At 71.6% G+C, this 11,181-nt stretch carries 12 protein-coding genes; 11 read left to right on the top strand and 1 reads right to left on the bottom strand.

Annotated elements, in window-relative coordinates:
• Nucleotides 1–182 precede the first annotated feature (182 nt).
• Nucleotides 183–518: a helix-turn-helix domain-containing protein gene (locus VIG79_RS17215; RefSeq protein ID WP_331887831.1), complete on the top strand. Its 336-nt coding sequence runs from the start codon at nt 183–185 to the stop codon at nt 516–518.
• Nucleotides 515–1,015 (top strand): SRPBCC domain-containing protein, encoded by a 501-nt coding sequence (locus VIG79_RS17210; protein ID WP_331887829.1) that lies wholly within the window; start codon nt 515–517, stop codon nt 1,013–1,015. The genes VIG79_RS17215 and VIG79_RS17210 overlap by 4 nt, the downstream gene beginning before the upstream one ends.
• On the opposite strand, the gene VIG79_RS17205 is transcribed toward VIG79_RS17210, so the two are convergent.
• On the bottom strand, nt 954–1,532 hold the full coding sequence (locus VIG79_RS17205; RefSeq protein WP_331887827.1) for a DinB family protein: 579 nt from the start codon (nt 1,530–1,532) through the stop codon (nt 954–956). The genes VIG79_RS17210 and VIG79_RS17205 overlap by 62 nt on opposite strands.
• Before the next feature lie 22 nt (nt 1,533–1,554).
• On the opposite strand from VIG79_RS17205, the gene serS reads away from it, so the two are divergent.
• The 9 genes from serS (at nt 1,555) to VIG79_RS17160 (ending at nt 11,181) form a co-directional block, all read left to right on the top strand.
• Nucleotides 1,555–2,829 carry a serine--tRNA ligase gene (gene serS, locus VIG79_RS17200; protein ID WP_331887825.1) on the top strand — a complete coding sequence of 425 codons (1,275 nt, stop codon included), beginning with the start codon at nt 1,555–1,557 and terminating at the stop codon, nt 2,827–2,829.
• A gap of 6 nt (nt 2,830–2,835) precedes the next feature.
• The gene (locus VIG79_RS17195; protein WP_331887823.1) at nt 2,836–4,245 is read left to right on the top strand and encodes a hypothetical protein; all 1,410 of its coding nucleotides are present in this window, start codon (nt 2,836–2,838) and stop codon (nt 4,243–4,245) included.
• Between the two features lie 72 nt (nt 4,246–4,317).
• On the top strand, nt 4,318–5,805 hold the full coding sequence (locus tag VIG79_RS17190; RefSeq protein WP_331887821.1) for a sensor histidine kinase: 1,488 nt from the start codon (nt 4,318–4,320) through the stop codon (nt 5,803–5,805).
• Nucleotides 5,802–6,497 carry a response regulator transcription factor gene (locus VIG79_RS17185; protein WP_331887819.1) on the top strand — a complete coding sequence of 232 codons (696 nt, stop codon included), beginning with the start codon at nt 5,802–5,804 and terminating at the stop codon, nt 6,495–6,497. The genes VIG79_RS17190 and VIG79_RS17185 overlap by 4 nt, the downstream gene beginning before the upstream one ends.
• A gap of 64 nt (nt 6,498–6,561) precedes the next feature.
• Nucleotides 6,562–7,464: an ATP-binding cassette domain-containing protein gene (locus tag VIG79_RS17180; protein ID WP_331887817.1), complete on the top strand. Its 903-nt coding sequence runs from the start codon at nt 6,562–6,564 to the stop codon at nt 7,462–7,464.
• Nucleotides 7,461–8,693 carry an ABC transporter permease gene (locus VIG79_RS17175; RefSeq protein ID WP_331887815.1) on the top strand — a complete coding sequence of 411 codons (1,233 nt, stop codon included), beginning with the start codon at nt 7,461–7,463 and terminating at the stop codon, nt 8,691–8,693. Before VIG79_RS17180 ends, VIG79_RS17175 begins: the two co-directional genes overlap by 4 nt.
• Nucleotides 8,694–8,727: 34 nt before the next feature.
• The gene (locus VIG79_RS17170; RefSeq protein WP_331887813.1) at nt 8,728–9,552 is read left to right on the top strand and encodes an HAD family hydrolase; all 825 of its coding nucleotides are present in this window, start codon (nt 8,728–8,730) and stop codon (nt 9,550–9,552) included.
• A gap of 80 nt (nt 9,553–9,632) precedes the next feature.
• Nucleotides 9,633–10,472 carry an RNA methyltransferase gene (locus tag VIG79_RS17165; protein ID WP_331887811.1) on the top strand — a complete coding sequence of 280 codons (840 nt, stop codon included), beginning with the start codon at nt 9,633–9,635 and terminating at the stop codon, nt 10,470–10,472.
• Nucleotides 10,473–10,542: 70 nt separating this feature from the next.
• Nucleotides 10,543–11,181, top strand: coding sequence for a VOC family protein (locus VIG79_RS17160; RefSeq protein WP_331887809.1), 639 nt, complete (start codon nt 10,543–10,545; stop codon nt 11,179–11,181).

The raw sequence follows: 11,181 nt of genomic DNA, 5'->3' as shown, positions 1-11,181 counted from the left end.
CCGGTGTCGACGCCGAGTTCTTCCCCGACGGTCGGCCACCGCTCCCTCGTGGTCGTCAACGTGGGTCACCCGGCGCCGGAGGCCTTCCGCGACCGGCAGCCCCGCCTCGAGTACGAGGACGTCGTCACCGCCGTCTGATCGTTCCCTTGACATGTGACCAAATGGTCACCTAACTTTGAGCGGTGCCCGACGACGACGACGCGGTGTTCAAAGCCCTGGCCGACCCGTCACGTCGCCGCCTTCTCGACCGGCTCTTCGACCGCGACGGGCAGACGCTCGGTGAGCTCGAGGAGGAGTTCGCCATGAGCCGGTTCGGCGTGATGAAGCACGTCCGCGTCCTCGAGGATGCCGGGCTCGTCGTCACCCGCAAGGACGGCCGTTCCACGCGGCACTTCCTCAACCCGATCCCGATCCAGCTGGTCGCCGACCGTTGGGTCGACAAGTACCGCGACGAGCGCGTCACCGCGCTCGTCGACCTCAAGACCGCCCTCGAGTCACGGCAGGAGCCCCGATCATGAGTGCCGACGCGAGCACCGACCAGCCGGCCGCCATCCCCGACGAGGGGACCGCGACGCAGGTCTACCGCATCGTCATCAAGGCCACCCCGCAGGAGATCTGGGACGCCATCACGCTCCCGGAGTTCACCCGCCGCTACTTCCACGGCGCCGCCATCACCATCACGCCCGACGGCTACGCGTCGTTCGGACCGGACGGGTCGAGCTGGGGCGTCGCGGAGGTGCTGGAGTGGGACCCGCCAAACCGGGTCGTCCACGGCTGGACGTCGCTCTACGACCCGACGCTGGCGGCGGAGGCCGCGAGCCGGGTGACCTGGCAGATCACCCCTGACGACGACGGCACCTGCCTGCTCACGGTGATCCACGACCGGCTCGAGGGCGCCCCGCGCACCGCGTCCAGCGTCGCCGGAGCCGGCTGGATGGGCGTCCTGTCGGCGCTCAAGACCCTTCTCGAGACGGGGGAGCCGCTGCACCCGGCGCTCGCGGGGGAGCAGGGCTGACCGACGCGGTGACGTCGGCCAGGTGGTGCACGCACTCGTGGGCCGCCTGCCGGACCAGCCATCGCACCGTGCGCTCCTCCTCCGGCCGGCGGACCACCGTGCGGTCCCACGCGTCCTCCGGCACCGACCGGACCTCGGCCGCGAACCCCTGCCCCGCCGCCGCGAGCTCGACGAGCAGGACGTCCAGCGGTATGCCCGCGTAGCCGAACCGCTCGGCGCGCCAGTCCGCATACATCGGGTCGAGCACCGGCCGATCCTCGACGACCCCGCGGTGCACACGGGCCGCGAAGGTGACGAGGACATCGCGGACGTGACAGGCATACTCGACCGGCGACCACACCTCCGGCCGCGGCCGCCGGCGCAGGGCTTCCTCGCCGAGCGTCGCCAGCAGTGCGGCGATGGCTGACGTCGACTCACCGGCGAGGGCGAGGCACCGGTCGACGCCCAGATCTCCGTACGCCAGTCGGCAGGTCGGGCAGGTGTGGTCCTCGTCGAAAAGGGGCGGCAGGTCGCTCATGGGTTCTCGATACCCTGACCCGGTGATCGACATCAAGCTCGTGCGCGAGACGCCGGACGTCGTCCGGGCCTCGCAGAAGGCCCGTGGGGAGGACCCGGGGATCGTCGACGCGATCCTCGCCGCCGACGAGGCGCGGCGCTCCTCCCTGGGCGAGTACGAGCGGGTGCGGGCGGAGCAGAAGACGTTCGGGAAGCAGGTCGCGACGGCCAAGGGCGAGGAGAAGGCCGCGCTCGTCGCGCAGGCCAAGGAACTCGCCACCCGGGTGCGGTCGCTGGAGGCCGACGCGGGGGAGCGGGAGCGCGAGCTCGACCTGCTGGCCCGCCGGGTCGGCAACGTCATCGTCGACGGGGTCCCGGTCGGCGGCGAGGAGGACTACGTCGTCCGCGAGGTCGTCGGAGCGCCGCGGGACTTCGCGGCGGAAGGGTTCGAGCCGCGTGACCACCTCGCGCTCGGTGAGCTCCTCGGCGCGATCGACATGGAGCGCGGCGCCAAGGTGTCGGGCTCGCGGTTCTACTTCCTCACCGGGGTCGGCGCTCGGCTCGAGCTGGCGCTGCTCAACCTCGGCGTCGCGCGCGCCGTCGAGTACGGCTTCACCCCGATGATCACGCCGACGCTGGTCCGCCCCGAGATCATGGCCGGCGCCGGGTTTCTCGACGCCCACGCCGACGAGGTCTACCGGCTCGAGGCCGACGACCTCTACCTCACCGGCACCTCCGAGGTCGCGCTTGCGGGGTACCACAGCGACGAGATCCTCGACCTCAGCGGCGGCCCGAAGCGGTATGCGGGGTGGTCCACCTGCTACCGGCGAGAGGCGGGCTCGCACGGCAAGGACACCCGCGGGATCATCCGCGTCCACCAGTTCCAGAAGATCGAGATGTTCGTCTACTGCTCGGCGGCGGACGCCGAGGCGGAGCACGAGCGGCTGCTCGGCTGGGAGCGCGAGATGCTCGCGGCCATCGACGTGCCGTACCGGATCATCGACACCGCCGCCGGCGACCTCGGTGGTCCCGCGGCTCGCAAGTTCGACTGCGAGGCGTGGATCCCCACCCAGGGCCGCTACCGCGAGCTGACCTCCACCTCGAACTGCACGACCTACCAGGCCCGTCGGCTGGGCGTCCGTGAACGCGACCCGGAGGGCGGTGCCACCCGAGTCGTCGCCACCCTGAACGGGACCCTCGCCACGACGCGGTGGCTGGTCGCCATCCTCGAGACCCACCAGCAGTCGGACGGCTCGGTCGTCGTGCCGGAAGCGTTGCGGCCGCACCTCGGCCTCGACGTCCTCATTCCGCCGGCCTGACGGCCGATGCCCGGCCCCGAGCAGCGCGCCACGGGTGTGTCCGCGCACGCCCACCCCGCCCTGCCCGTGGCCCCCGCCGACCCTCCGGTCGCCCTCACCCACGGTGCGGCCGACGTCCCTCCCGTTTCCCCTGACGCGTCGACATACCAGCCGCCGCGCCGCAACTTCCCCCTGCTCCTGGCCCAGGGCGGCAGCTACGGGCTGGCGGGCAAGCTCGCCAGCACGAACATCGTGCTGCCGTTCCTCTGCGCCGCGCTCGGCGGCTCGCTCATCGTCGCCGGGCTACTCGTCCCACTCGGCATCATCGGCACACTGGTGGGCTACACGGTGGGCCCCAACCTGCTGGCCAGTCGGCTGCCGAGCCGCACGGTCATGGCGCTCGCCACGCTCGGGACCGCCACCCTGCTGTTCGCCCTCGCGACGGTCGGCCTGCTCTTCCGGGACAGCACGTCGGCCGTGAACGTCACCTTCCTCGCCATCGCCCTCGGGTCCGGCCTGCTGTCGGGGATCGGCACCATCGCCTTCACCAACGTCCTGGCCAGCGCGGTCCAACGAGAACGTCGCCGCCGGCTGCTGTTCACCCAGGCGGCTCTCGGTGGCCTGCTCGCGAGCGTGGTCGCGATCGTCTCGACCTGGATGTTCGCGGGTCGTGACCCGGTCGTCGGTCACATCGCCCTCGAGTGGATCGCCGGTGCCTTCCTGGTCGTCTCGGCGGGATGTTCCCTGCTCATCGGGGTGGAGCACGTGCCCACCACCACCGCCAAGGCGGGGCCCCGGCGCAGCCTCGTCACGACGCTGCGCCGGGGGGCGCAGGCCGCGCGACGCTACCCGTGGCTCCGCGAGTACCTGATCCAGCAGATCCTCTTCCTCTCGGTCGTCCTGGGGACGACCTTCTTCAGCATCCGGGTCGCCGCTCTGCACGGCAGCGTCCCGGGCAGCCTGGCCGTGATCATCGCCGTCACCAGCCTGGGTCTGGTCGTCGGTGCCGTCCTGTGGGAGCGGGTCCTCACGAGGCGCGGGTTCCGGGGGATGCTGATCGGCGGGACGATGTGCAGCACCCTCGCCGCGGCCGGCGCGGTCACCGTCGAACGGCTCGGGCTGGTGGGGTCACCGTTCGTCCACGCCATCTTCATCCTGCTGGCCACCCTGGCGAACGACGCGGTCAGCGTCGCCAAGTCGGCCTTCCTCGTGGAGAACGCCCGGCCGGAGGAGCTGTCCGAGCTGTCGGCGTTCACCCAGCTGACCATCGGTGTGGCCTCGGCCGTCCTGGCGGTCGCCATCGCGGCGCTGGCCCAGGTGCACGGGACAGTCTGGCCGCCGATGATCCTGCTCGGGCTCAACCTGCTGGCGGTGGGTGCCGCCTGGCGTTCGCGGTACGGAAAGCCGTCGCCCGAGTCCCCCACACCGCCGCCTTGACCAGTGGGCCAACGGAGCGCCTCCGCCCCGAGGGGGATCCGGTCAGGACCGTCTCCTCCCTACGCTGGAGTCGTGACGACATGGCGTATGCGGGTCGCGGACTTCTTCGCACTCGACTCCGAGTGGGTCCGGCGGCCCGCCGCCGTCGCCCACCGCCGCGACGCCACCGTCGCCCTCGTCCTGTTCGCGCTGTCCGCCATCGGCCTCGAGATGCTCCGCAGCGGTGGCGGTCTGCGTACCGACCTACCGGTCTGGCAGGAGTACCTCGGTCTCGCCGCGATGGCCGCGCCCATCGCGTTCCGCCGTCGGTGGCCGCTCGGGGCGGTCGTCGTGTCGTCGCTGGCGTTCTTCGTGGTCGGGCTGCGGATGCCCGACATCGCCATGCAGCTGTCGGTCCAGGGCCTGTACTTCTTCGCGCTGTTCAGCGCCATGGCGTGGGCCCGCGACCGCCGTGTCGCCCTGATGGTCATCGCCGGCGTCCTGCTGCTGATGTTCGGCTGGCTGGCCTACCAGTTCCTCCTCGGCAGCGCTGTCGCCCAGATCAACGCGGACCTCGCCGACCCCAGCCGTTCGAGGGGCGCCGTCAACCCGGTCATCGCGGCGGTGACCTACACCTTCCTCGTCAACATCGCCTACTTCGGCGGCGCCGTCCTCGGTGGCCAGGCCGCCTGGAACGCCGCCCGTCGGCGCGCCCGCCTCGCCACCCAGGCCGCGACGCTGCGCACCCAGGCGGCCGAGCTCAAGGAGCACGCCGTCGTCGAGGAGCGCCTCCGCATCGCCCGTGAGCTGCACGACGTCGTCGCCCACCACGTGTCCGTGATGGGGGTCCAGGCGGCAGCGGCGCGGCGCGTCCTCGACGTCGACCCGCCGGCGGCCTCGTCGGCGCTCTCGTCAGTGGAGTCGTCGGCGCGCGAGGCGGTGACCGAGATGCGCGCCCTCCTCGGCACGCTGCGCCAGGGGGACCGCGCCGCCGAGACCGGTCGTGCACCCGAACCCTCCGTCGACGCCATTCCCGGTCTCGTCGACCAGCTGCGCGCCGACGGACTCGACGTCACCTACTCCGTCGTCGCCGACCCTCCCGACGCTGCGACGCACCTCGGGCCCGCGGTCGGCCTCACGCTCTACCGCACCGCCCAGGAGGCCCTCCACAACGTCCGCCGGCACTCGACGGCCACGGCGGCGGCTGTCGTCCTGCGCGTCGACGGGTCGGCCCCGAACGGGTTCGCCGAGGTCGAGGTACTGGACTCCGGACGCCCACGCACCGGAACCTCGGGCACCGGTCTCGGACTGCTCGGTATGCGGGAGCGCGTCGCCTCCCTGGACGGCTCGCTCGAGATCGGTCCACGGGCGACCGGCGGGTTCCGGGTCCGGGTCCGGCTGCCCCTGGCCAGACGGTCGACCACGGCCGATGACCGCGCCGACCGCGACGTCGAGGACGCCGACCCCGCCGAGTACGTCGAGCACGTCGAGCACGAGCACGCCGAGCACGCCGAGCACGCGGAGTACGCCGACCGCGTCGAACCGTCCCGGACGCCCGAGCCGGCCGACTCGACCCGATGACGGAGACCGTCCCGGAGGTCCTGCGCGTCGTCGTGGTCGACGACCAGGCGCTGGTCCGCTCGGGCTTCTCGATGATTCTCGGCGTCGAACCGGACCTCGAGGTCGTCGGCGAGGCCAGCGACGGTGCCGCCGCCGTCGAGGTGGTCGCCCGCCTGACGCCGGACGTGGTGCTGATGGACGTACAGATGCCGGGTACCGACGGGATCGAGGCGACTCGGGAGATCGTCGCGCGCGACCTGGCGAAGGTCATCATCCTGACGACCTTCGACCGTGACGACTACCTCGTGGACGCGCTGCGAGCGGGTGCGAGCGGGTTCCTGCTGAAGAACGCCGAACCCGAGAAGCTCGTCGACGCCGTCCGTGTCGTCGGCAACGGCCATGCCCTGCTCGCTCCCGAGGTGACCCGTCGGGTGATCGAGCGAATGACCGCCGCCCCCACGCAGACCCCCGAGAACCGTTCGCCGGCAACCCAGCCCGCGACACCCCACCAGCTGGACCTCCTCACGAACCGGGAGCGTGAGGTCCTCGTGCTCATCGGCAAGGGCCTCAGCAACGGTGAGATCGCCGCCGAGCTCTACGTCGGCGAGGCGACCGTGAAGACGCACGTGTCGAACGTGTTCGCCAAGCTGCACCTGCGCGACCGTGTACAGGCCGTCGTCCTCGCGCACGAGCTGGGGCTCATCCGTCCCTAGGTGGACGGCGAACCTCCGCCTGCAGGCTGATCCGGCCCCGGCCGCGCCTGCCTAGCGTGGAGGCATGCTCGAGACCAGGGGACTGACCAGGCTGTTCGGCGACATCCGGGCCGTGGACGCGATGGACCTCACGGTGCGGCCCGGCGGCCTCACCGGGTTCGTCGGCGGGAACGGCGCCGGCAAGACCACGACGATGCGGATGATCATGGGCATCCTCGAGCCCACCGCGGGCGCGGTGCTGTGGCGGGGCCGTCCGGTCGGTCGTGACGACCGCGCCCGGTTCGGCTACATGCCCGAGGAGCGGGGGCTGTACCCGAAGCAGCCGGTCCTGTTCCAGCTGGTCTACCTCGGCCGGCTGCACGGGATGAGCGCCCGGGCGGCGCGACGGTCGGCGCACGAGTACCTGGAGCGGTTCGGCCTGGCCGATCGGGCGAACGACACCCTCGAGTCGCTCTCGCTGGGCAACCAGCAGCGCGTCCAGATCGCCGCGGCGGTGATGGCGTCGCCCATCGCGCTGATCCTCGATGAGCCGTTCTCCGGCCTCGACCCGGACGCCGTCGACGCGATGGCCGACCTCATGCGCGAGCAGGCCGCCCGCGGCGTGCCGGTCCTCTTCTCCTCGCACCAGCTCGACCTCGTGGAGCGGATCTGTGACGACCTCGTCGTCCTCTCCTCCGGTCGCGTCGTCGCCGGCGGCAAGGTCGATGACCTACGGCACCGCGGCCGGACCCTGCACCGCCTGGTCGTGGCCTCCGGACCGTCCGGCGCGACCGCGGACGCCGGCTGGGTCCGCGACGTCCCCGGTGTGGCGGTCGTCGACGTCGACGGACCGGTGGCCGTCCTCGAGCTGGTCGCCGCCGACGCGTCCGACCGTTTGCTACGAGAAGCGTTGCGGCGCGGGTCGGTTCGCGAGCTCAGCACCATCGTTCCCAGTCTCAGCGAGATCTACCGGGAGGTCACGGCATGACCATCGACACCAGCTCGAAGCAGCAAGCCCAGGACGCCGATGCCGTCGAGGCGCCGCGCAGCAGCGGGCAGCCCATCTGGCCGATCGTCATGATGCGCGAGATCGTCGTCAAGCTGCGTGACCGCAACTTCGTCGTCGGCACCGTCGTCACCTTGCTGCTGCTCGCCGGTGGCCTCGCGTTCCAGGCGTTCATGTCCGGCAAGAGCAACGAGGTGACGGTCGCCGTGTCCGGTGACGGCGCACGCCAGGTGATGCAACAGGTGGGTGACTCGGCCGAGCAGCGCGGCGACGACATGGTGCTCACCGTCACCGACGCGACGGACCCTGCCGCGGTGGATGCCGCCGTCCGCGACGGCAAGGCCGACGTCGGCCTGGTCCACGGGACCGACGGGTGGCAGCTGGTCGGCAAGACCGACGTGAAGTCGAGCATGACCTCGGCGGTCACCGAGTCCGTTCGCGACCGCACCCTCGCCGCGAACGCCCAGAGCGCCGGCACCACGGTGGCGGCCCTGACAGCGGGCGGCGCGGTGACCACCCAGCTGCTCGAGCCGGACGCCAACGATGGCCTCAAGATCGCGGTGGGCCTGATCTTCGCGTTCCTCTTCTACTTCGCCTCGATCATGTTCGGGATGGCCATCGCCACCAGCGTCGTGGAGGAGAAGCAGTCGCGGGTCGTCGAGATCCTCGTCAGCGCGGTACCGCTGCGGCAGCTGCTCGCGGGAAAGGTACTCGGCAACACCCTGCTGGCCCTCGGCCAGATGGTGCTGTTCGTCGGCGTGGGGCTGGTCGGGATGGCGTTCACCTCGTACGCGCCGCAGATCGGTCTCGTCGCGGCCTCGGCCGGGTGGTTCCTCGTCTTCTTCGTAGCCGGGTTCGCGGCGCTCGCCTGCCTCTGGGCGGTGGCCGGGTCGCTGGCGACGCGCAGCGAGGACCTGCAGTCGACGACGCCGGTGCTCACGACGATCCTCATGGTGGCGATGTTCGTCGGGCTGTTCGGTGAGGGCACGGTCCGGGTGGTCGGCTCCTACCTGCCGGTCGTCTCCGCGATCTCGATGCCGCAACGCCTGCTGGCCGGTGAGGCCGCGTGGTGGGAGCCGATCCTGTCGCTGTTGGTGACGCTGGCCTTCGCCGCCTGGACCATGGTCATCGGGGAGCGGCTCTACCGGCGCTCCATCCTCAACACCGGCCGCCGTCTCGGGGTTCGGGAGGCACTGAAGGTCGAGGCCTAGGGCGGACCTCGCCGCCCGTAGGGTGGTGGCGACCATGACTGCCGCCACCACTCCGGGCGCCGCCCCGCGTACCCCGCTCCTCGTCGCCCTCGACCTCGACGGCACGACCATCGACCACAGCGGCGCCCTCTCCCCGGCGGTCGGGGAAGCGGTCACCGCCGTCGTGGCGGCCGGCCACCACCTGGTCATCTCGACCGGTCGGTCCATCGTCGCGACGATGCCCATCGTCCGGCTCCTGGGCCTGCAGCGCGGGTACGCGGTCTGCTCCAACGGGGCCGTGACGATGGCTCTCGACGAGGGGCAGCCCCGCGGCTACCGGGTCGTCGACACGGTCACCTTCGACCCGCGGCCGGTGCTGACGATGCTGCGCGAGCAGATCCCCGACGCGCTGGTCGCGGTCGAGGACCTCGGGGTGGGGTTCAAGGTGAGTGCGCCCTTCCCGGACGGGGAGCTCGGCGGCGAGCAGGTCGTCGTCGACTGGGAGGAGCTCGTCGCCCACCCCGCGACCCGGGTCACGCTCCGGCGCCCCGACGCGTCGTCGGAGGAGTTCATGGAACAGGTGGAGCGGGCCGGGCTGCACGAGGTCTCCTACGCCGTCGGCTGGACCGCCTGGCTGGACATCAACCCCGAGGGCGTCTCGAAGGGCTCCGCCCTCGAGCTGGTCCGTCGTTCGCTGCACGTCGAGCCCGGCGACACCGTCGCGGTGGGAGACCAGCGCAACGACATCGAGATGCTCACCTGGGCGGCCCGTGGCGTCGCCATGGGCCAGGCCCCGGACGAGGTCAAGGCGGTGGCCGACGAGGTCACCGGCACGGTCGACGAGGACGGGCTCGTCCCGGTCCTGCGCTCGCTGCTCTGACGACACCAGGCAGCGAGCTCGACCAGGCCTCCCGCTCCGAGAACCCGCCGTCCGGACCTTCGATGAGGTTGACTGCCACCGTGGCGGACCTGCTCATCACCTCTCCCGCGAACCCGCGGCTCAAGGCCCTCGTGGCTCTGCGCCGTCGGCGTACTCGCGAGGAGACCGGCACGACGCTGGTCGAGGGTCACGAGGAGCTGACCCTGGCGCTCGCCTCGGGAGTCCGACCGCAGACCCTGTTCGTCTGTCCCGAGCTGTTCAGCCCGGCCGGTCACGCCGGCCGCCAGGAGATCGGCCGGCAGGAGGACCTCGTCGCCCACGCCCGGCAGCTCGGCGCCGAGGTGGTCCGACTCAACCGAACCGCCTTCGAGAAGGTCGCCTACCGAGAGGGCCCGGACGGGCTCCTCGCCGTCGTCCCCGCCGTCGGCCGCGCCCTCTCGCAGCTCGACACCGACGACGACGCGCTCCTCCTGATGGCCCAGGGAGTGGAGAAGCCGGGCAACCTCGGAGCCATGCTCCGCACGGCCGATGCGGCCGGTGTGAGCGCTGTGGTCGCCGCCGATCCGGTGACCGACTGGGGCAACCCGAACGTCGTCCGAGCCAGCAAGGGAACGGTGTTCGCCGTCCCCGTCGCGACCGCCACGACGGTCGAGGCGTTGGCCTGGCTGAGCGCGCGCCAGGTGCGGCTCGTCGTCACCACGCCGGACACCGATCGGCTCTACACGGAGGTCGATCTGACCGGTGCGGTGGCTGTCGCGGTGGGGGCTGAGAAGCACGGTGCCGACGACACGCTCCTGGACGCCGCCGCATACCGAGTTCGAATCCCCATGCACGGCAAGGCGAACTCCCTCAACGTCGCGGCGTCCGCGGCGATCGTCCTGTTCGAGGCGCGCCGCCAGCGGATGGCCGGCGCAGGGTGAGCACAGGTCCCTGACCGGGGCCCGCAGGGGTGGTCAAAAGCACCCCTGAGCGTGTGCCACGATGGACGACATGCGCGTGGACCACGTCTCCTACACCGCGGAGCACGACGGGCTCCAGGCGACGGCCGCCCGTCTCGCCAAGGTCATCGGTGTCGATCCCGTCGACGGCGGCGTCCACCCCCGGTTCGGGACGCGCAACATCATCTTCCCGCTCGCCGACGAGCGTTACGTCGAGGTCGTCGACTGTCTCGACCACCCGGCGTCCGACAAGGCGCCCTTCGGCCAGGCGGTCAAGGCCCGGATGGAGGCCGGCGGCGGCTGGCTCGGCTGGTGCGTTCGCGTCGACGACATCTCCCCCGTCGAGGAGCGCCTCGGACGTCCCGCGGTCGAGGGCAACCGGCACCGCCCGGACGGCGTCGAGCTGCGCTGGCGGCAGCTGGGCATCAAGGGGTTGATGTCCGACCCGCAGCTGCCCTACTACGTGCAGTGGGAGGACCAGTCCGTCCACCCCAGCGTCGGCGCCTCGACCAGCGTGACCATCGAGGGGCTGCAGATCGCCGGTGACCCCGAGCGCGTCAAGGAATGGCTCGGCCTGCCCGCCGGCCAGACCGCCTCCTCGGACATCGACTTCACGTTCGTCGCCCCGCGCGGGACGCCCGGTCTGCTCGCCGTAACGTTCCAGACCCCCGAGGGCCTCGTCACCGTCTGA

The organism is Lapillicoccus sp. (assembly GCF_036559105.1).
GTDB lineage: Bacteria > Actinomycetota > Actinomycetes > Actinomycetales > Dermatophilaceae > Lapillicoccus.
Note: the sequence above shows the minus strand (reverse complement) of the source record. Positions and strands in the feature narration are given on the sequence as shown.

Bases quoted from the DNA above. Each gene is read 5' to 3' on its own strand.
- VIG79_RS17160 (WP_331887809.1), top strand. From the start codon at position 10,543: ATGCGCGTGGACCACGTCTCCTACACCGCGGAGCACGACGGGCTCCAG.
- VIG79_RS17180 (WP_331887817.1), top strand. From the start codon at position 6,562: ATGCTCGAGACCAGGGGACTGACCAGGCTGTTCGGCGACATCCGGGCC.
- VIG79_RS17175 (WP_331887815.1), top strand. From the start codon at position 7,461: ATGACCATCGACACCAGCTCGAAGCAGCAAGCCCAGGACGCCGATGCC.
- VIG79_RS17210 (WP_331887829.1), top strand. From the start codon at position 515: ATGAGTGCCGACGCGAGCACCGACCAGCCGGCCGCCATCCCCGACGAG.
- VIG79_RS17195 (WP_331887823.1), top strand. From the start codon at position 2,836: ATGCCCGGCCCCGAGCAGCGCGCCACGGGTGTGTCCGCGCACGCCCAC.
- VIG79_RS17170 (WP_331887813.1), top strand. From the start codon at position 8,728: ATGACTGCCGCCACCACTCCGGGCGCCGCCCCGCGTACCCCGCTCCTC.
- VIG79_RS17185 (WP_331887819.1), top strand. From the start codon at position 5,802: ATGACGGAGACCGTCCCGGAGGTCCTGCGCGTCGTCGTGGTCGACGAC.
- VIG79_RS17205 (WP_331887827.1), bottom strand. From the start codon at position 1,532: ATGAGCGACCTGCCGCCCCTTTTCGACGAGGACCACACCTGCCCGACC.